Source organism: Schaedlerella arabinosiphila (assembly GCF_003885045.1).
Classification (GTDB): domain Bacteria; phylum Bacillota; class Clostridia; order Lachnospirales; family Lachnospiraceae; genus Schaedlerella; species Schaedlerella arabinosiphila.
Genome location: NZ_RHJS01000002.1, coordinates 1,915,471 through 1,935,179 on the forward strand (window position 1 = coordinate 1,915,471; position 19,709 = coordinate 1,935,179).

Annotated in this window: 20 protein-coding genes; 11 read left to right on the forward strand and 9 right to left on the reverse strand. The window is 41.4% G+C overall.

Translation table 11 applies throughout. The features are described 5' to 3' along the window. Positions 1-153: 153 nt before the first annotated feature. Positions 154-342, forward strand: a complete 189-nt coding sequence (locus tag EBB54_RS09480; RefSeq protein ID WP_125127234.1) for a helix-turn-helix domain-containing protein — start codon at positions 154-156, stop codon at positions 340-342. Positions 343-442: 100 nt separating this feature from the next. On the opposite strand, the gene EBB54_RS30665 is transcribed toward EBB54_RS09480, so the two are convergent. The 6 genes from EBB54_RS30665 to EBB54_RS09510 all read right to left on the reverse strand — a co-directional run bounded on the left by EBB54_RS30665 (position 443) and on the right by EBB54_RS09510 (position 5,943). Beyond that, positions 443-1,411, reverse strand: coding sequence for a transposase (locus EBB54_RS30665; protein WP_193554347.1), 969 nt, complete (start codon positions 1,409-1,411; stop codon positions 443-445). Between the two features lie 614 nt (positions 1,412-2,025). Further along, a complete protein-coding gene (locus EBB54_RS09490) occupies positions 2,026-2,304 on the reverse strand; it encodes a hypothetical protein (protein WP_170178090.1) in 279 nt (92 codons plus the stop codon). 14 nt (positions 2,305-2,318) lie between these two features. Beyond that, entirely contained in the window at positions 2,319-3,506 is a 1,188-nt protein-coding gene (locus tag EBB54_RS09495) for a ParB/RepB/Spo0J family partition protein (RefSeq protein WP_125127236.1), read from the reverse strand. 5 nt (positions 3,507-3,511) lie between these two features. Beyond that, entirely contained in the window at positions 3,512-4,336 is an 825-nt protein-coding gene (locus EBB54_RS09500) for a ParA family protein (RefSeq protein WP_125127237.1), read from the reverse strand. Next, on the reverse strand, positions 4,333-5,208 hold the full coding sequence (locus EBB54_RS09505) for a hypothetical protein (protein ID WP_125127238.1): 876 nt from the start codon (positions 5,206-5,208) through the stop codon (positions 4,333-4,335). Before EBB54_RS09505 ends, EBB54_RS09500 begins: the two co-directional genes overlap by 4 nt. A 135-nt stretch (positions 5,209-5,343) precedes the next feature. Further along, the gene (locus tag EBB54_RS09510; RefSeq protein WP_125127239.1) at positions 5,344-5,943 is read right to left on the reverse strand and encodes an RpnC/YadD family protein; all 600 of its coding nucleotides are present in this window, start codon (positions 5,941-5,943) and stop codon (positions 5,344-5,346) included. A gap of 1,358 nt (positions 5,944-7,301) precedes the next feature. On the opposite strand from EBB54_RS09510, the gene EBB54_RS09515 reads away from it, so the two are divergent. The 10 genes from EBB54_RS09515 (at position 7,302) to EBB54_RS09555 (ending at position 17,293) form a co-directional block, all read left to right on the forward strand. Then, complete coding sequence (locus EBB54_RS09515; RefSeq protein WP_125127240.1) at positions 7,302-8,234, forward strand: DUF932 domain-containing protein; 933 nt, start codon at positions 7,302-7,304, stop codon at positions 8,232-8,234. A gap of 79 nt (positions 8,235-8,313) precedes the next feature. Beyond that, positions 8,314-9,240 carry a YqaJ viral recombinase family nuclease gene (locus EBB54_RS09520; RefSeq protein WP_125127241.1) on the forward strand — a complete coding sequence of 309 codons (927 nt, stop codon included), beginning with the start codon at positions 8,314-8,316 and terminating at the stop codon, positions 9,238-9,240. A gap of 66 nt (positions 9,241-9,306) precedes the next feature. Next, a complete protein-coding gene (locus EBB54_RS09525) occupies positions 9,307-10,311 on the forward strand; it encodes a hypothetical protein (RefSeq protein WP_125127242.1) in 1,005 nt (334 codons plus the stop codon). A gap of 9 nt (positions 10,312-10,320) precedes the next feature. Beyond that, positions 10,321-10,527, forward strand: coding sequence for a DUF5688 family protein (locus tag EBB54_RS31115; protein ID WP_279229994.1), 207 nt, complete (start codon positions 10,321-10,323; stop codon positions 10,525-10,527). Between the two features lie 24 nt (positions 10,528-10,551). Beyond that, positions 10,552-10,917, forward strand: a complete 366-nt coding sequence (locus EBB54_RS09530) for a hypothetical protein (RefSeq protein WP_125127243.1) — start codon at positions 10,552-10,554, stop codon at positions 10,915-10,917. 370 nt (positions 10,918-11,287) lie between these two features. Continuing rightward, positions 11,288-12,958 (forward strand): hypothetical protein, encoded by a 1,671-nt coding sequence (locus EBB54_RS09535; protein ID WP_125127244.1) that lies wholly within the window; start codon positions 11,288-11,290, stop codon positions 12,956-12,958. A gap of 118 nt (positions 12,959-13,076) precedes the next feature. After that, entirely contained in the window at positions 13,077-15,068 is a 1,992-nt protein-coding gene (locus EBB54_RS09540) for a hypothetical protein (protein WP_125127245.1), read from the forward strand. Positions 15,069-15,112: 44 nt separating this feature from the next. Beyond that, entirely contained in the window at positions 15,113-15,313 is a 201-nt protein-coding gene (locus EBB54_RS09545; RefSeq protein ID WP_125127246.1) for an excisionase, read from the forward strand. Between the two features lie 121 nt (positions 15,314-15,434). Then, positions 15,435-16,631, forward strand: a complete 1,197-nt coding sequence (locus EBB54_RS09550) for a site-specific integrase (RefSeq protein ID WP_125127247.1) — start codon at positions 15,435-15,437, stop codon at positions 16,629-16,631. A 197-nt stretch (positions 16,632-16,828) separates the two neighbouring features. After that, positions 16,829-17,293 carry a low molecular weight protein-tyrosine-phosphatase gene (locus EBB54_RS09555; RefSeq protein WP_125127248.1) on the forward strand — a complete coding sequence of 155 codons (465 nt, stop codon included), beginning with the start codon at positions 16,829-16,831 and terminating at the stop codon, positions 17,291-17,293. A gap of 212 nt (positions 17,294-17,505) precedes the next feature. On the opposite strand, the gene EBB54_RS09560 is transcribed toward EBB54_RS09555, so the two are convergent. From EBB54_RS09560 to EBB54_RS31575, 3 genes are all read right to left on the reverse strand, one after another. Next, a complete protein-coding gene (locus tag EBB54_RS09560; protein ID WP_125127249.1) occupies positions 17,506-18,210 on the reverse strand; it encodes a J domain-containing protein in 705 nt (234 codons plus the stop codon). A 228-nt stretch (positions 18,211-18,438) separates the two neighbouring features. Next, the gene (locus EBB54_RS09565) at positions 18,439-19,413 is read right to left on the reverse strand and encodes an alpha/beta hydrolase (protein WP_125127250.1); all 975 of its coding nucleotides are present in this window, start codon (positions 19,411-19,413) and stop codon (positions 18,439-18,441) included. Further along, entirely contained in the window at positions 19,410-19,538 is a 129-nt protein-coding gene (locus EBB54_RS31575) for a hypothetical protein (protein WP_279229962.1), read from the reverse strand. Before EBB54_RS31575 ends, EBB54_RS09565 begins: the two co-directional genes overlap by 4 nt. Between the last annotated feature and the right edge of the window lie 171 nt (positions 19,539-19,709).

A 19,709-nucleotide genomic window follows, 5' to 3' on the forward strand; every position in this document is an offset into this window, starting at 1 on the left:
GTTAACAGCTTATCCAAGCATCGATTAACTTAATGTTGATTATATTTGATTTTTTATGCGTTGCTAGTCCCTCCCAGTCCCTTTTCGTACTTTAAATTTATTGATATCACTATCAACATTAAGGAAATATATAATCCGAAGGAGGATTCAGTGATGAATGAAGAATCATACCAAGACTTAATAACTGTAGAAGAGCTTCGCGAAACACTTGCAGTCGGAAGGAATACTGCCTACAGACTGTTAAACAATGGAGAGATTCCTGCTTTTCGTATTGGACGAACGTGGAAAATTCCCAGGCAGTCCGTGACCACCTTTATCCAAAAAAGATGTCAGGCCAACTAAAAAAGGACTGTGGTTATCCAGTCCTTTTTCTTATCTGCTTAAAGCAGAGCGGTAATAGAATCTGACAGATTGGCAAATCATACCGCCAGTCTGCCCAATATTATACAGCCTGCTTTTTAAACAGGTTCAAATATTCCTGTGCCTGCTGTAAAGTGATATCCAGTTTTCTCTGCAGCCTGATCAGTATATCATTTTCAGAAAGTTCAAAATCAAACCCTGTTTCAATCATTCCTAATGCCTTTCCTTTTATTACATTTTCTTTTGCAATTTCTTCAAATAAAGTACACATAGTCACCTCTCCTTTTTCAAAAGCATTATAATCAATCTTACTGTTCGTTGCGCCTGCGACAGTCATAACAACTGACTTATCGACCTGATGCTCCTCACCATATTGTATTGCCTTTTTCTTTGCCTCATTCTTAGGCGTGCTTTTATCCAAAATGATCTCCAAAAGATTAAATAAATCCACATTATTTGCATTATGAAGCACTAAGGCATTCCGTCTTGCTTCTACTAACAGTATCTTGTAATCATTTACATATCTGGCGATCTTCTCCGGGATATCCAGCATCCCATGCAGGGTAGTCGGACCGTCCCAGACTTTGTCTCCATAATAGACAGATACAGTGATCACAGGTATAAACCGGTCTGTCTTTTTCATTCTTGACAGATATTCATCCTCATTCATTCCTTCTGAGGTCTTATATTTTTTTGCATTGTCGTCATACTGTTTTTTGTATGTGCCATAATCATACCCCATAATACGCATAGGAATAGCATAATGAATATGCTGCTGACTCTCATTTCCAAGCAGTACATATTCCACTCCGTGAACTACAGATTTCTTCCTTATTTTTATATTGTCCCTGGAAGCCTGGATGCTCTCCGCATATCCCCTATGCTCAAGTATGGATGATTCTTCTGTATCTGCGTCTTCCAGCTCTTCCGGCTTGATGACTGGTTCCCCGTCAAACAAAACCGCATTGAAGAGATCTGCAAACTGCTCGTTATTACGCCAGTAATTTTTCAATACTGTATCTGGTTTTAATTTCTGTATTTTATCAGACATCTTGTGGTCCTTTCTCTGATATGTTCAGTATACTATATGAGTTATCGTGTTTTCAAGGTTTGCCAAAAATATTTTTTAATCTGAATTTACTCTAAATACCGCCCCCTTTCAAAAAATAATCGCAATGGACTCGTTCATGATCCCCCCTTCTTTTAGGCAGACAGGGCAACCCGTCCTGTCCGCCGCAACATAATATTTTCCAAATTTTCTGTTTGTGCGTTTGAAATGATACATTGAAAATACAGACGAAACCTTTTTTTTAATGTTTCTGAAATGTGGATTCTGATTTTTTGCCGATAATCTGACAGGGAAAGACAATCTGGTGATCCAATACTGAATGTAGACTTGAAATATCTTATAAACAATTATAATGCCCTTTGGCTGGAAATGTCAATTCCAAATGCACATATACGTGTCTGCTTTTACATTTTTTATATGGAGCGCATATCTCCTTTCGATTTATTTTTCTGAATGTTTTGCTGATTGCTGTCGTTATACTGCCCTCCTTTTTGCAGATCCATTTTACAGGAAGTTTTTTCCTGCGCTAATCAGCTTGCTTCACATTTATAATATATCACTGATTTTTTGAAGTTTTACGCCACCTGCACAATCCGTCAATCCATCGCGATCCTTTCGAAAAATGAGTGCGAGATTTCCGCTATTTCAGAGCACAGATCCGTAAAATCCATACCCTCAGGCAGGTGGCTGTATATATGGATATCCTTTGCAATTTCGATGATATCCTCCGTTGTGATATTCGGTTTCCTGCATTTGTTCAGCATCTTCCCCAGGCATTTTTCATCGCCCATCGTATACAAGTTTTTATCCGCACATAAATTTTTCAGGTCGTCTACAAAAATCAGACGTCTTTCAATAAATTTTATTCTCTCCATGGTTTCATCCATCCTTATTTCCCTTCGTTCTTTTTCTGACAGCGGCTCATGATATCATGCAGCAGGTACAGATCCTCTTCGCTCACCTGGTCTGCCCGGTGCATGATTGCCTTCGTAAGGAATACGGTCCAGTCGATATCCTTCCAGTTTTTCTGCGGTGCGGTGTTCGATTCGGACACCTTTTTTATCGCATCAGCAACCCTTTTTGTCGTGCGGGTAATCACTGTACTCTGCTTCTCCCATTCACGCAAGATTTTCTTATGCTGGAATACCTTCTCCGTATGTGACATTTTTTCCACCGGTTTTTCTTCTTTCTGCGGCTGCTGCACCGTGTTCGATTCGAACCCTTCCTTCTGCTTCTCCTTCTGAATTGCCTGTTCTTGGATTGTCCGTTCTTGGATTGTCCGTTCTTGGATTTCCTGTTCTGGAATTGATTGCTCTGAAATTGACTGATCCGGCGTATTCTCTTTTGAGCCGCCTTTATTTCCGCCGTCTTTTTTTGCTGTACGCTTCCCTGCAATCTCTTTCACGGAAATATTTTTGCCCTCTGCGGTTTTCTCTGCGACTGCTTTCTGTTCCTCCGGTGACAGCTTTGCCGCCTCATATGCGGCGGATATTCCAATATTCCCATTTTTAAACTGGTCTTGTATCTCCTGCACTGCGTTGTGGGTAATGCTCTCCATCTTTGCGATATTTGAACTGCTCTCATTCATCAGGCCCGCGACCACATCCCTCAATTTTCCCGGTATTTCCAGGCCGTCCTCTTTCTTGGCCCTTATTAATGCCTCTTTCAGCCTTTTTGCCTGCTGGGTTTTCTCCCACGCCGTCAGTTCCCGGTTGTATGCGTTTCCCATCAGCAGGGAAAGCTCCAGCATGGGCTGGGTCATATCCTTATACAGATAGCGTACCTGCTGGTATTCCTGATGCCCCCTTTCTATATTCAGGATATTGGCACGGTTCCTCCGGTGGCCGCTTACGATCCAGAACTGGCCGTCCACCTTCCCAAGGACTGTCGGCTGCTGCTGTCCCACCGCAAGGAAGCTGTCCGCAAGCTCCTCGATATTTTCCTGGGCATAAAAGTTACTGTCAGATGGCTTCACCTCGTATGGGTTCAGCCAGATCTCTTTATAATCATTTGCCCCGTCTGCACCGGAAGTTTTGCTCTTGATATCCATAATGTCGTTGATTCCGAATTTTGCCATCTCTCTTACCTTCCTTTCCCTGTATAGTTTGTCACGAACCGCTTATAATCCTGTGCGGCGGCACAGCATGGGCTGTACTCATAGATCGGCTTTCTCAGAAATGAATTTTCCGCAACCTTCCGTGAATATCTGATAATTCCCAAAACCGGATATTTCCGATACAGGCGGCTGTCCGCATTATCCCACTCCTTTTCCAGCCATTCCAAGCCCGCTTTCTCTCCATCTGTATTCTGGTATGCAGTGACTAAAACGCCGCGCAGTTGGAGAGAAGGGTTCAGCGCCTTTGCATCTTCAATCTGCTCTGCAACGATATCCAGCCCTTCCAGAGCGTCCTCGTCAATTTTTACCGGCACAATGACCTCATCCGTGACCGCAAGGGCATTGATTACATTCAGGCTGATATCTGGCGGGTTATCAATGATGCAATAATCATATCCTGCAGCAGAACCATTTTCTGCAGTATTCTCCTCTTCCGGCTTTATGGCTTCCATGAACTTCTTATATTTCCCTGCAAGATTATCTGTTTCGCCTTTTATCAGGTTCCAGACCGCTCCGAAGAGCGACATATTAGCCGTTACGATGTCTATGCCGTCATAATCGGTAGGCTGTATCAGTTGCTTTGGATTCTGCCAGTTTCCGCAGAGAAGGTTTGTGATCGGAGCTATATTCTCAGGGTCATATCTCTGGTATGCCTTGCTTAAATTCCCCTGCTTATCGTTATCCAGAAGTAAGACCTTATAACCCCTGCGCCATAACTCATACGCAATATTTACTGTTGAAAAACTTTTCGCGACACCGCCTTTTAAATTCAATAAACTGATTGTCTTCATGTTCTTTCCTTCTTTCTACTTTGTATTTTACGGATATTTCGATTCCGATTTTCCTCTTTTGCAACGAAAATATACCTGCCATGCCACCCCTTTATCTCAGAAAAAGAGTATTCTTTATACGGCATCATATGATCGAGAGACTCCAAATCCTCACTGGATGCAAGTGCAGTAAAAACTGTTGAAAGCTCCGCCATAAAATAGTTTCCATCTGAACTGTTTGGCTTTTCAAGAGCTCTTATTTTTTCAACAATCCGCTTTGCTTCTGTCTCAATCCTGCCGATCCGCAGAGATACAATATGCTTCTGAAAATCCCCCTGTTTGAAACGGTCACGATCCTGTTTTTCTTCCCACAGGATATGTCTGTGTGCATCCGATTCATTTGTCTGGTATTCAGAATACAGGTACTTTCCGAACAGCAGATCCTCCTCACTGGAAACAGTTTTTGTTACAGGCTGTTTCCTGCTCCCATGCTCATAAACTACTCTCACATAGTCCGTGGGAAGCGCTTTATCCTCCACATGCCTGCTGTGCTGCCCAAAATCCAGTTCATACAGGTTTCCCAGGATTTTATCCCCCTCATCGTGCGTAATCTCTGCCGCATAAGCAAGCACCCCGTTATGGTTTCGATTTCCAAAGAACTGCCATACGCCGTATGCGGGGGAGCCTTTAAGAAACACCTCACGTTCCCTGAGGCAATGCGTTCCGCAGGGGCGGGAAAGCCACAGGAACGTCTTGTCCCTGCCTTCCGGTTCAGACGCCGCCCTCGCCAGAATCTGTCTGTCGATCTCAAAATCGCTCTGATAGAATCCTGTATTTTGCTGCAGGACAGCTTTCAGAGATTGGATCAGATCTACATCCATAAATTTTTTCATCAACTCCACCTTCTTTCTACTTTCTGTACTGCTTTTTGATTTGTGTTCGAAAATAACACCTTTTCAAGGCATAAAAAAACCAGGACATCTCTGCCCCGGTTCTACTAGTATACAATAAATAAACACATCTATGATTTAGTTTTGCTTAATAAATTTATCCGCTTCATCTTTTGTAAGCTGGTACTTTTCTATCAGCTTGCCTATGATATCTTCATCAGGAACGGCAAATGCCCTGAGACTGTCAACCAATACTTTAATCCCTTCTGCCCTTTCCTCTGCTAATAATAACTGTGCAACCTGTGTCATACGAATCACCTCCTTAATCTGCTCCGCTGTTCTAGCATCAATGATCTTATCCGCAAAGACCAGAATCCCTGACAGTACAAACATCTGGTTCTTTTTGTCCGTAATCTTCTTAGCCAGATCCACAATGTCTTTGACCGCCTCTCTTTTCGCTTCTTTTCCTTTATAAGTAAGCGGCAGCATGATAAACTGCATCAGTTCATCATCTGACAGCGGTACGCCATCTTCCAGTTTTTCCTCTAATACATCCCTTATGCTTTTGGAATCTACCTTCCTTAAATATGCCTGTTCCAGTCTCAAAGTCAGGCAGCCTGCATGAAATTCATCTTCTGCCTGCTCAATATCTGCCGTATAAATCACAATCATTCGGATATGCTTCGCTTCCTGCTTATACTGTTCCAGAATGCGTACAATATAGTTCAGGTATTTCAAATAATTTTCCCACTTTAGAGAACTTTCGTAATCTATGATTGCTATAGAGCCGTCCTCTAAAAGAAACAGGTTGTCAATCCGTATCTCATTGACCTGAATCGCAGGAAGGTTTGTCGGTAAAACCTGTATGATTTTAGAACATCAATTCCATAAACCTTCAAGGACTTATCCTTAAAATTCTCCGCCATGACCTTGGACAGTACATCCTTATTGTGATATGTAATATCGTTCTTTCTCTTTCCTTTTTTATCCATGTGTTTCTCCTAAATAATAGACCTGTATCTTGAATACAGTTATATTGTATCAGAAAACGTTCCTGATAAATACACCCTCATCTAAATTTTTATATATCACCATCCCTCATACTAAAAACATAGCTGGTTTGAAGATCCTCGATTTAAACGCTTTCACCTCCACATCCTTCAACTCTTTTCTCTTCTGCAAACCGTCAAACCATGCAAACCGCCATATAACGGCCCACACACATCCCCCCTATTCCTGTCTGATCATTATGACGGTTCAGACGGTTTAGCGGTTTGATATCCAGAACCCAATGCATATTGAGTGTTCTCCAGCGAGCTATATAAAAACATAGCATCCTTTTTACAGCACTTATTAATTTTTCCAAGTATATCTAAATTCTGTAAAATTAATAAATTATACTTTGTGCGAAACTTTTTGTAATTATATGCCGATTATACACAACCCTCCTTTAAAATAAATTAATACCAGGATATTATTATCCTGACCCTGGCATGAGTTTCTTCATATTTATAATATACAACCGAATTATTCTTTTTTTTCAAGCGATTTATAAATCAGTCAAGACCACATCCAGAAATTTGTTCATGGTCATCACTCTTCCTTAATTTCCTGCATTACTTGATGCAAAGTGTCTCATACCTCTTCCTACATATACATCTGCTTTATAAACCGCTAAACCATACAAACCGTCATATAACCTCTCCCCTGCAGCATTATCCATTCTCTGTCTGAACATTGACGGTTCAGACGGTTCGGCGGTTTTCATTTAGAATTTGCGGGACTTTCTCCTTCCGCTATACTGTCATCAGTTTCTTCATACTCTGGAAAAGCAGAGAAATACAATTATATATTATAATAGTGATACCAATAATCAACAAACCTTACACCTGGCAGAAACTAACTCTTTGTTTCTGCCCTTTTCTATGTACCGGAAAAAGGAGGGATTCAATGGAAAAGATCTTAAAGGCACTGATAGCCGTTGCGGCTATCGTACTCGAAGAAATCTTAGAAGATGATCAGGCATAACCGCTTATCCCCTGCATCTGCAACTACGTAATACAGATCAAAAACAAAAGAAAGAGAGGATTTAGAGTATGGCAGCAAACGTTGAAAGTATGTTTTATGTAAGGGAAACACCGTGGCATAGCCTGGGAACAAAGGTAAAGGAAGCACCCGCATCCAATGACGCACTGATCCTGGCCGGCTTAAACTGGCAGGTGCTCCAGGAGCCGATCTTCACAGCCGCAAGTGAACCGATTGAGGGCTACAAGGTCAATGTCCGTGATTCGGACAGGAAAGCCCTGGGCGTGGTGACTGACCGATACAAGGTCATCCAAAATAACGAAGCCTTTGCCTTCACGGATGAATTATTAGGCGAAGGAGTCCGGTATGAGACAGCCGGAAGCCTGCAGGGAGGAAAAAAAGTCTGGTTACTGGCACATATGCCCCGGGAGTACATTATTTCCGGGGAACAGATCAGCCCCTACCTGGTATTTTCTAACACCCACGATGGTTCCGGCGCAATCAAGGTCGCTCTGACTCCGATCCGTGTGGTATGTCAGAACACGCTGAATCTGGCATTGGCAAAAGCGAATCGCTGCTGGTCCATGATCCACACCGGGGATATCCATGAAAAGATGCAGGAGGCTAGGGACACATTGCTCAGGGCAGAAAATTATATGCAGGAATTGGGGCAGGAATTTGAAAACCTCCGCATGAAGAAACTCTCAGACAGGCAGGTGACAGAATACATTGAAATCCTTCTCCCGCTGGAAGATAATTCCACCCCGCAGCAGACCAAAAACATCCGGAAGCTCAGGGAGGACATGAAGATGCGCTATTTTGACGCACCGGACCTGCAGCATGTAGGAAAGAATGCGTACCGCTTTGTAAATGCGGTATCTGATTTTGCCACCCATGCAGAACCGCTTCGAAAGACTGCGAATTACAAGGAAAACCTGTTTGCAAGGACAATGGAAGGGAATCCGCTGATTGACAAGGCATACCAGATGGTATACGCAGCGTAGGTGACGGGATGAAACTGGAACATAAAGAACTGGAATCCCTGAAAAATTATTACAGGACGGAAAGGATGGATGAAATCGCATGAAGAAATTAGTATCGACATTGAACCTGGATAAAAAGGAATGGCTGAAATACCGCAAGAAAGGGATCGGAGGGAGCGATGCCGGAGCCGTATGCGGCCTGAATCCCTACCGCACTGCAATGCAGGTATACAACGACAAGACCTCAGACACGATTGAGGAGATCGACAATGAAGCCATGCGTCAGGGACGGGAATTTGAAGATTATGTTGCAAGAAGATTTACGGAAGCCACCGGAAAGAAAGTACGCAGGGCAAACGCTATGTTCTGTCACGAATCCTATCCGTTCATGCTGGCAGATGTAGACCGGATGGTAGTGGGGGAAAACGCAGGGCTGGAATGCAAGACTGCAAGCCCCTTTATGGCGGAGCATTGGAAAGATGGAAAGATTCCGCTCTCCTACCAGATACAGTGCTACCATTATATGACGGTCTGCAACGCTGATGCATGGTATATCGCCGTACTTATTTACGGCAGAGATTTTAAACACTATCGGTTGGAACGGGATGAATCCATGCTGGCAGATCTGGTTCGAATCGAACAGGATTTTTGGGAGAACCATGTGCAGAAAAGAATCCTTCCTGAACCGGACGGTTCCAAACTTGCGGACAGTGTGATAGCGGAATATTATAAAAATTCCGTGGCAGAGATCCTGCCGCTCAAAGGATTTGATGATAAACTAAGACGCCGTCAGGAATTGAAAGAGGATATGGAACAGATGGAGAGGGAGAAAAAGAAGATCGAGCAGGAATTGAAGCTCTATCTCGGAGAAGCGGAGCTGGCTGAAAATGAGCGGTACAGAGTCTCCTGGAAATCTGTTTCCAGCAACCGGGTCGATGAAACACGCCTGAAAGAAGAACAGCCTGAGATTTATGCACAGTACCAGAAGGTGATCCAGAGCAGGCGGCTCATGGTAAAAGCGGCATAAAAAAATGAGCTGGAGAGAAAGGCTTTTATATTGGGCGATCAAAATTTTGTTGAAGGAGAAATAAAGTTGGCAAAGCAAAATATAAAAGAAGAACTGGCAAAGAAAGCCGGAGCGATCAAAGAAGAACAGCCGGAGAAACAGGTACAGACAACGGAACTGGAGAAGCAGGTACAGATAACAGAACCAGAGAAACAGATGCAGATACCGGAGTCAGAGAAGCAGATGCAGATACCAGAGTCAGAGAAGCAGATATCGGAACCGGATGCTATGATCAATTCAAACAGTGATAAAAGAGTCATTCGGCTGTTAAGGGCGGACGAGATCGAGTGCCGGGTATCCACCATCAATGAAAAAGGAATGAGCCTCCTGCTGTTCAAGGATGCCCGTGTAGACCAGCGGATATTGGACGAGACATTTACGCCGTTTGGATGGAAGCGGACGCACCAGTGCATTGACGGGAATCTGTACTGCACCGTCGAAATCTGGGACAAAGAAAAACGGCAGTGGATCGCGAAGCAAGATGTGGGCACGACCAGCCACTCTGAAAAAGAAAAAGGTCAGGCGTCTGATTCCTTCAAGCGGGCCTGTTTTAACTGGGGGCTTGGAAGGGAGCTGTATACAGCGCCGTTTATCTGGGTTCCGGCAACAAAAGTAAATATCCAGAAGAACGGCGACCGCTATACTACTTCTGACCGATTCTGTGTGCATTCTATAAGCTATAATCTGCAAAGGGAAATATCCGCCCTTACAGTAGTCAACCAGAATGGGCAGAAGGTGTTTGTGATGAAACAGAAACCGGAGCGAAAAACAGAACAGAAAATGGATTCAGCGGATAAAAAACGGAAAACAGAAGAAACGAAACAAAAGCCGGAAGAAGGCCAAAAAACACAGGAGAAGCCTGCCTCAGACAAACAGTTCATACTGCTCGAAAAGGAACTGGAACGAACCGGGATTCCTATGGAAACGGTACTATCCAGATACCATATATCAAGTATGGAGCAGATGACACCGGATATTTATGCAAAGGCGCTGAACGGGCTGAAAAAGACGAAGACAAAAGATGCCGCATGAAAGTTTATTCTGTCAGCTTCTATACATGAAAGTATTTTGGTTCTGGACAAGGGGATCTTTTCAGCAGAAATGCTAAGGAAAATTGTGGAGTATATCAATCGGGAACAGGTAGAGAAGGAGGAAAAACTTTCTGATAATATCTATTATTTCAGAAAAGCGTTCGATTCGAACACCATTCAGCAGGACCGGATCTTGGAATTAATCACCTGCAGATAACTATTATCACAGAAAGAGGGATCTATGAATAAAAAGAAAAAAACGAGTGCGGATATACAATGTCCGCTTCTAAAAAGATATAAGGCGCATAAGAAATCGTTCACCAGTAAATCAGGAACAAAGTCGATGATAAATACTCTTTTTGAAACAAGGTCAACACATGCACTGGAAGAAAGTTTGAAAAAGGATCAACTTTACCAGAGAAAAGAAAAAAAAGTAGAAGAAGCTCTAAGAAAAATAGACCGGATGGGACTGGATCAGGAACAATTGAATGCGGTAGACGACGCATTATCCATATGCAATTACCACGATTCTCAATACGGCAGGATTGCATACAGCCTTGGATTTAAAGATGCGGTACACCTAATAATGGAACTTTTTGCAGATTGAGAGGTAGTGTATAGTATCGTATGAAAAAATGATACGTGTATTGCAGGTGAAACATATAACTTAAGGCTGTAGATTTGGAACAGGTGGTTCCTGTGGTAAAATGTAGAATTTCATTACAATTTTACTTGTAACGAAAGCATTTTGCAGTATAATTATAAGAAAAAGCAAACGCTATAGAAAGTAAGATTTACTGGTGTTCAACTCGAACACCAGTAAAAAATCACATATAGTTGAACTTACGATTGCTAATTTATCAACGGAGCGGAATGAATAAACACGGCAGAAAGAGTTTTTAAAACTATGGGATTGTAGCGAAAGCCTGACACAGGGATGGAAAGAAACAGTATGTATTTGTCGAAAGGTAGATTTAATGTACGAGCGAAAGAAGAGGCTGAAAGAAGAAGGATTATTCATTACAGAGTTTAATAATAATTTTTTTGAGGATTTCTTAAAAAATAACAATGAAATAGAAGAACTAATTCAAGACATAGAAAATTTGTCAAAGAAGTATAAAACGAAATATCAAGAAAAAGGTAAAAGAGACGGAAAAGATGCTACTTGGCATTTCATTATAACAGCCGCTTTAAAAAAAATCAAGGAATACCGACCGGAAATACAAGTTGACTTAGATGATTCCTTTTTAGCTCCTCAATTAAAATATATTGTTTCGGAGTTCTATTCGGAACAACTATTTTTGGAATTTGATGTCGCACAGAAAATAGAATATAACCTGTACCGATGTACAAAAGAGGAACACGATATGTATAACCTTGGAGGAAATGAAGAAGGTACGGAAGATGACTACAAAATTATATGGGATGAATATGGTGCGTTGTTTTCATCAGGAAGAAAAATGGAGGATAAAGATCCCGCTATTGATTTGCTTCCAGGAATCCAAAGACTTGAACCACCTAAGTCGAAAGTTTGTTTTTCTGGTTGTTTAGACGGAGAGAATCTTTTTTTGGAATCTGATTTTGCTTCATTGAATTTTTTATACTTGGCAAATGAAAAATTTCAAAAGTTTTTAGGACATGAAGAAAAATCTCAAAAATATTTTGATAATTTATTGGAATTTATCGAAATATTAAATAAAAATAATGAGATACCATTGCACTATATATGGGAAAAAATGACAAATTTTAATGCCGCTAATATTATATCTAAATTTGTGGTCGATTTTACCTTAAATGGAAAATTTACTATAGAAGCAGGATATGAATTTATAGAAAGTATTTCAGTAGGATCAAATACTTTATTAAGTCAGATTGAGCAAATGCCTAACATTTTGACAAGGTTAATATTTTTAAAAAAAATATTTTTTGCTATTTCAGTTTTATATAAGCATAGTACACTTTGGGAGATATCCCGTGGTCAATTATGTGTATTAAGAGATATACTAAAAAGCATTAATAAAAAATATCTATATATACAAGGAGCGGTTTTAGAATTATCGGTTATTACATATTGGAGATTGAATAAAGAGCAAGGGGAAAAACTTGATATTGAAAAATGGATTGGTAGCATTAAGAAAGAATATTCTTTAGATTCTTTCCAAAAATTATTAGTAAATTCTAGTCTTAAAGAGAAATTTATAGAAGAAGAAGTTATGCATATAAATACGATTAGGAATGAAAAACTCAAGATTTTTCCTATGGAATTTGATGCTATTCATTATAAGTATGTGAGTATATCAGATATAGAAAAGTGCTTTGGTAATAAAATATATTCTGAAAATATAAATGATTTAGTAAAAGAAATACAAAAAAAAGGTTGGTTTACGATAGAATCCGGCTATGATATTAGAGAAGGTAAATTCAAATATCAGCATAATGAAATATGCTGTACGGAGACTTATAATGATGAGGAAGAAGAAAAAATATATGATATATTAAAAACAAAAAATGATAGTAAACATATTAAAAATTTTTTAAGGCAATACCTATTATCTGGCTACAAAAATGTAATATTTGAAAATACAGATATAAAAGAGAAAAATAAGTATATCAACATATTTAATCTTTTATTATATCATATAAGATAGAAAAAGTCAAATTTAATTAAATTTTCTAACGCATCCCTTGGATTTTTGGGATGCGTTTTTTTCTGTTAAAATAGACTCATCCGCTGCGCAGAGGAAAAAATTTTGAGGAGGAAAAAACATGATCCGTCCATTTTATTTTGAAACCCAAAAAACCGTTAAGCCATTTTCAATTGACCCTAAAATGATTGATGAAAAATCGGACTGCCACTGCCATACTTGCATTACATCTGATTGTTCAGAAATCCCGATGAAAGTTCCTTTTTATTTTCTTCGGGAAGACGTTGGCGAAATTGCTGAAAATCTCTGTTTGCCATTGCAATCAAATTCCGAAAACAAGGTCGAATTGATCCGACATGTCGGAATTGCATTGCAAAATTACATAGATGATGGAAACCAAATTCCTTGCGTTTTACCTGCAATTTGCCAAAACAAGCATCGTGTTAATTTGAACTTTCGGATAACCTTAAGAAAAAAAATTATAAGCATTTTAGATACGGAAAATGGCGAAGTCCAAAAAATTTCCTATCGTGTTAGTATCGAGTTATACCTCAGCAGTGGGCAAGTCAAAAATTTTGAATCCGATGTAGAAAGCGACAAAATTAAATCCTTTGCTTGGATTACTCGCACTACAGAAAGTTTGGCCAAAATCCCCAGAGAAAAGGAGGATAAAATTGCATTTGACGAAATGGTGCAAGCTTGCATTGAAACTCAAGATGTACCAGTAGAATTAATCTATCCGAACGCTGGGTGGCGACATTTCCCCAATAGTGGTTGGAGATATGTCTATGGTGATGGGGCAGTTGGCGTTGATGGAAGCAACATTCATACCAGAAAATGCAACGAAAAATTCCATTTTCCCACATATAAAATCGACCAATCCGAAATCTTTCGGGAAGCAATGGAAATGCGAAAAATATGCAAAAGCTGCTCCGCAAGCACGATGCTTTTATTGTTTACACATGCTTCAACTATGCAAACATTCTTTGCGGAAGTCAATTTTCCCATAAATTTTGTTTTGGCTGTTGTTGGCATTACAAATAGTCGAAAAACCAGTTTAGCGCTTGAAATGGGAAGGTTTCTAAACAAAAGCAAAAAAAATGCTGACGCAGAATTTACGGCAACCTCTGCCGGCATAGAAAAAACGCTATCACTATATAAGGATGCCGTCATACTAATTGATGATTTCCGTCCAGCCGAAACACGTGCTGACCAACAAAAACTCCATGAACGGCTTGAAGCACTTGTACGTTTTTATGGGAATAGAGTGCCCAAAAAACGAATGGACGACTATAGTTCCAACACGAATAAATTTTTCCCGATTCAGGGGCTTTGCGTCTTAACAATGGAAATTCTTGTTGGGGTTCAGTCATCTTTAAGCAGGATGATGACGGTCGAAATTGATAAGAATGAAGTGCAAAACGATGTATTGCTGCATTATCAGCAAAAGCCGTGGATTTTGTCAAGCCATATTTTTGATTTCATTCGATGGGAAACCGTATGCCAAGATTTCATAATGAAGACAATTTCAAATCATATGCCGTGTCTGCGTACACAGTATGTATTTGAATATCAACGTTTTGGTGAGATGTTTGCTGTATTTCACATTGTAGCATTTTTGATCGGATGTTATGCTCAGAGCAGGGGATTTTGGAATTGTGAAGAATCGGATTTATTTGTTCATGAATGCGATTCTCTCACACTATCCCTCTTAAGAAATATGGAGACGAAATTGAAAAAAACCGATAAAGGGCTTATTCTGGTACAGGCACTTTTTGAAGCCATCGAAAACAGAAAATTATCGGCCACAAAGCTAAATACCGAAACATCCCCACTAAAGTATATTCTTTATGAAGATGATTTCCGAATTTTTGTTCAGACAAAAGCACTGAAAAAAATTGCCGAAGAATACTGTTTGCATTACAAAATCGATGTCATATTTACCAATGAAGACGAAATAATTACTGCTTTAGAAAGGCTCGAAATTCTTGACATTTACAAGAATGGCACAAAGCGTGAACGCGCTCGAAAATTGCCCATTCAGCATGGTAACCATCTTCGGTATTTATACATAATTAAAGAATTGGCGCAAAAAAGATTGGAAGAAATTTAGCATAAAAATGTAAAAATTATATAAGTTCTGAAAGGAGAAAATTTATGAAAATTGATATCCCAGTTTGGAAAAAATATACATTATCCATCGAGGAAGCGGCTGAATATTTCCGAATCGGACGGTCACGACTTCGCGAAATTGCATCTGAAAACCCGGATGCCGATTTTATTCTCTCCAACGGCAACCGTATTCAAATCAAACGCAAAAAATTTGAAGAATTTATCGACAATGCTTCCGTTATTTAGAAAAAATAAATTGGGGTAGAACAATTAATAAGAGCTTTTAAAATAGCTTCGGTACATCAATATGCCGAAGCTATATTCGGCCAAATTACAATAATTTGATCAATAGAAAGGTTTAAATGATATGAGTGAAAAAAGACGAGATAAACGTGGAAGAATATTACGAAATGGAGAGATACAAACAGAAGATGGACGCTATAGATATAAATACATAGACCTATTTGGAGAAACAAAATATGTCTATTCATGGCGTCTGGATAAAAACGACAGGATGCCTGCAGGTAAAAAGCCGGAACCATCTCTGCGTGAAAAAGAAAAACAGATAGCCGCTGATCTTTTTGATAAGATTATACCTGACGGAGGAGGTCTGACGGTTACTGAACTGGTTGAAAAGTATACTTCATTAAAGACAGGGGTACGCCCTTCTACAAGGGCAAATTACAAGACGGTTATCAATATGCTCAAAAAGGAGAATTTCGGCAGAGAACGGATTGACCGTGTGAGAATTTCTGATGCTAAACTGTGGTTAATACAGCTCCAAAAAAATGGACGTGGATTTAGCACAATCCGCACTATCAGAGGTATATTAAGACCTGCCTTCCAAATGGCAATGGACGATGATTTAATCCGTAAGAATCCGTTCAGCTTTGAGCTTGCAACAGTTATTTATAATGATAGTATTACAAGAGAGGCCCTTACCAGAGAAGATGAACGGAACTTTTTAAAATTTGTAAAGGAGGATTCCCACTTCAAAAAGTATTATGAAGGTATTTATATTCTCTTTAATACAGGGCTTCGTATCTCGGAATTTGTGGGACTTACAAGGGCAGATATAGATTTTAAGAATATGAAAATCAACGTAGATCATCAATTGCAGCGATATGCAAAAATCGGATATCGAATCGAGAAACCCAAGACAGAAAGCGGTATTCGTCAGGTTCCAATGACACAGGAAGTAGCAGATTGTTTCCGGAAGATTTTTAAATCCAGAAAATACCCAAAAGTGGAACCAATGATTGATGGGTATTCAGGTTTCCTTTATCTGGACAAGAACGGAATGCCGACAGTTGCATTACATTGGGACAAATATTTTCAGCATATTTGTCAGAAATATAATCAGATTTATAGGAATCAGATGCCTAAAGTAACACCCCATGTATGCCGACATACATTTTGTAGTAGAATGGCGGCGGCAAGGATGAATCCCAAAACGCTTCAATATATTATGGGACACAGTGATATCAGTGTGACGCTGAATACATATACGCATCTTGGATTTGAAGACGCCATTGAAGAAATGCGCAGGATAACCGGTAACTGAAAAGATGTGTAATGTATCAGTAAAAATACTTTGGGTGCAAACTGACTTGATTTACACCCAGATTTGCACCTTAGAGTAAAAAAATATACTATATTACAGTAACTTCTAAAAAGAAAGTAATATTATATAAAATACCAAAATCCCCGTAAAACCGCCATTTATGAGCATACATCAAAAAAAGAAAGGATATGAAAAAGATGATCAAAATACTATTTGTCTGCCACGGCAACATCTGCCGTTCCCCAATGGCAGAATTTGTAATGAAGGATATGGTAAAAAAAGCCGGTGCCGAAAAGGACTTTTTTATTGCGTCCGCCGCCACCAGCACGGAGGAGATCGGAAATCCGGTGCACCATGGCACCAGGCGGAAGCTGCAGCAATTCGGAATCTCCACGGAGGGTAAATATGCCGTACAGCTTCGGAAAGACGATTATGAAAAATATGACTATCTGATCGGGATGGAACAGATGAATATCCGGAATATGCTGCGGATCTTGAGAAACGATCCCGAGCATAAGGTGTCCAGGCTGCTGGATTTCACTGACCGTCCCAGGGACATTGCAGATCCCTGGTATACCGGCAATTTTGACGTCACCTACGAGGACATTTTAGAAGGCTGTGAAGCGCTCCTGCAGGACTGCTGGCTGCGGCTGCGCTCCTAGTACAGCATTGCGTAATTAACGGTGAATACTGCACCTGCTATTTCTGCCAGCACTGCGTTGTCGTCAATCAACGATGCCACCGCATCGCCTCTTTCCTCCGCCTTGTCCTGACAAAAATATCAGGCACATTATTCACCATTATATACGCAATGCTGTACTAGTGTACCGCCTGCCCCCGACCGCACTGCACTTTAGAATCCGAACCCCGGACTCTAAAGTGCATAACTCAGCAGTCTTTTCAGATTGTGATGGAACTGCCGGTTCTGGGATTTCAGGCGCAGCCGTTCCGTCCCTGATTTATCTTTGTTGATATGGGCGTCATACTGGGCAAACAGCGTATGATAATTGGCATTCCGGTTGTTTCCCCAGTGGACCATCACCCAGTTCATGGCCTCCGCATTCCAGTAGTCCACCGGAATCTCCGCGTTTTTTAAAACCGTCGTGTACTCCAGCGCCTCCTGGCAGAGCTCGTCCATCTGTGTGAGCAGTTCCTTTTCCAGGCGGCTGCTTTTTCCAAACTTTTCCAAAATCCTTGCGGATAGGTTTTTCCGCTTTGATTCCCGCTCTAAGAGCCAGGAGCTTCTTTTTACCGTCTCCTGCAGCTTTAAAGCGGCATTCCAGCAGGATACAAAGGAAAGCGATTCCTCCGTCTCTTCTGTCTCCTCCACGGTAAATGTGCGGAATACCCGGCCCTTCCCTCCGCCCAGCTTACGGTCATATGCCTTCCGCTTTTCCGGATTGGAGAGCACCCGGTATGCTTCGAGAATCTCCTGCATTTCTTTCGTTGTATCTATATCGTTGTGCATATTGGCATCGGGATGATAGATTTTTGCCAAAGCATTTTTTGCATTTGTGATTTCTTCCTGGGTTGCTTCCCTGGAAACTCCAAGAACATGATAATATGTACGGCCTGACATTGGAGTCCTCCTTATAATCAATCATGTCCCGGCAGAATCCGCCCGCCGGGCCATCAAAATAATATTACGCCACCAGAAAAGAAAAATCAAGACGGATTCCGTTTTTTGTAAAAAATTCTAGCCGGATTCCCGCCCTGTCACTGTATTGGCCGGATTCCCGCCCCGTCACTGTTATTGGCCGGATGCCGTGCAGCGAGTGCAGGACACCTTGTAAACAGTAACGGAAGGTCACCTGTACTCTCCCACTCCCATATACCGTTCCAGATATGCATTCAGTTTTTCCATATATACCGCAAACATCCGGTTGTCATTCTGCAGGCCGTGTCCGGAATGCGGAAATTCAATATAGTCATGGGGCACCTGATTTTGTTCCAGCGCGTTGATCAGATGCTTTGCCGAGCCGAAGGGACATACCTTGTCATATGCTCCATAAGCGCACAGTGTGGGCACCGAATTTTTATCCACCCACATATAGGCAGAAATATCCCTGACTTCCTCATCGTAGTCGTTTTCCCGGATCATTTCCTCTGTAATGGTTCTGCCTGACATCACGCTGAACAGTTTCGCGGCCGCTTCCGGGCTTCGATCCAGGCCGTAGGGGGCCCAGTCCTCATGATGAAAGCTTGCCGGTCCCACCATCTCAAACACCATTTTCACAGGAATCGGGGATGTATCCGCATCCCGGTAGGCATAGAGCAGGGCGAGGCAGCCTCCCGCCGAGCCTCCCGATACCGCCATTCGCTCTAGCGGGTAGCCGAGCTTTTCGGCCTCCTTTTTGACTGCCGGAATACTCGCCTTGATTTCCTGGGACTGTGTGTAAATATTGGCCTGCGGATGATCGGCGCCGAACAGCGTATAGTTGATCCCGGCAGCCACATACCCCATGGAACAGAACCGTTTCAGCATATCCGCGTCGTCGCTTTTGTCCCCGGAAGTAAAACCTCCGGCATGCAGGTAGACCACCAGCCCATAGCTCTTCCTGCTGTTGTCCGCCGGGACATAGAGGTCAAATTTATTTGCCTCCCCCTCGCCGTAGGGAAGGTCCGTATATATGTTTCCCATGTCGTCATTCCATGCGACGGCGTACTTTTTCGCCAGAGGATTACAGAAAAGTTTCAGAACCGCAGATGCCGTAAACGCCGTGACAAACGCTGCAGCATAGATCCATCCCCACATCATCCTTCCCTTCTCTCCCTTTTTCATAGGAAATTTCCTCCAAACAAACTGCCGCCCAGCAGGAAGTTCATAGCAGCCCGTACTGCCAGACGCCCCAGAACCGCGCCCGCGATGATCACCAGGATCAGAATAATCCCACGTTTTTGTGTCATTTTTCAAATCTCCTCTCCAAATTGCAGTTCGCGGTCGGTCAGGCCGCTTATCGCTGCCCGCAGCATATGTCTTGACAATATGCCGGAACTGTACTAAACTATCGGTGATACAATTGTTTCATCGATAGCATTGTATCTTCAGATTACTCGATTGTCAACAGGGGGAGAACA

What these genes read in the sequence shown, in the direction of transcription:
- EBB54_RS09490 (WP_170178090.1), bottom strand. Translation starts at nt 2,304, where the DNA reads ATGGAGAGAATAAAATTTATTGAAAGACGTCTGATTTTTGTAGACGAC.
- EBB54_RS09515 (WP_125127240.1), top strand. Translation starts at nt 7,302, where the DNA reads ATGGCAGCAAACGTTGAAAGTATGTTTTATGTAAGGGAAACACCGTGG.
- EBB54_RS09535 (WP_125127244.1), top strand. Translation starts at nt 11,288, where the DNA reads ATGTACGAGCGAAAGAAGAGGCTGAAAGAAGAAGGATTATTCATTACA.
- EBB54_RS09505 (WP_125127238.1), bottom strand. Translation starts at nt 5,208, where the DNA reads ATGAAAAAATTTATGGATGTAGATCTGATCCAATCTCTGAAAGCTGTC.
- EBB54_RS31575 (WP_279229962.1), bottom strand. Translation starts at nt 19,538, where the DNA reads ATGACACAAAAACGTGGGATTATTCTGATCCTGGTGATCATCGCGGGC.
- EBB54_RS09540 (WP_125127245.1), top strand. Translation starts at nt 13,077, where the DNA reads ATGATCCGTCCATTTTATTTTGAAACCCAAAAAACCGTTAAGCCATTT.
- EBB54_RS09565 (WP_125127250.1), bottom strand. Translation starts at nt 19,413, where the DNA reads ATGAAAAAGGGAGAGAAGGGAAGGATGATGTGGGGATGGATCTATGCT.
- EBB54_RS09480 (WP_125127234.1), top strand. Translation starts at nt 154, where the DNA reads ATGAATGAAGAATCATACCAAGACTTAATAACTGTAGAAGAGCTTCGC.
- EBB54_RS09555 (WP_125127248.1), top strand. Translation starts at nt 16,829, where the DNA reads ATGATCAAAATACTATTTGTCTGCCACGGCAACATCTGCCGTTCCCCA.
- EBB54_RS09560 (WP_125127249.1), bottom strand. Translation starts at nt 18,210, where the DNA reads ATGTCAGGCCGTACATATTATCATGTTCTTGGAGTTTCCAGGGAAGCA.
- EBB54_RS09500 (WP_125127237.1), bottom strand. Translation starts at nt 4,336, where the DNA reads ATGAAGACAATCAGTTTATTGAATTTAAAAGGCGGTGTCGCGAAAAGT.
- EBB54_RS30665 (WP_193554347.1), bottom strand. Translation starts at nt 1,411, where the DNA reads ATGTCTGATAAAATACAGAAATTAAAACCAGATACAGTATTGAAAAAT.
- EBB54_RS09530 (WP_125127243.1), top strand. Translation starts at nt 10,552, where the DNA reads ATGAATAAAAAGAAAAAAACGAGTGCGGATATACAATGTCCGCTTCTA.
- EBB54_RS09495 (WP_125127236.1), bottom strand. Translation starts at nt 3,506, where the DNA reads ATGGCAAAATTCGGAATCAACGACATTATGGATATCAAGAGCAAAACT.
- EBB54_RS09545 (WP_125127246.1), top strand. Translation starts at nt 15,113, where the DNA reads ATGAAAATTGATATCCCAGTTTGGAAAAAATATACATTATCCATCGAG.
- EBB54_RS09520 (WP_125127241.1), top strand. Translation starts at nt 8,314, where the DNA reads ATGAAGAAATTAGTATCGACATTGAACCTGGATAAAAAGGAATGGCTG.
- EBB54_RS09550 (WP_125127247.1), top strand. Translation starts at nt 15,435, where the DNA reads ATGAGTGAAAAAAGACGAGATAAACGTGGAAGAATATTACGAAATGGA.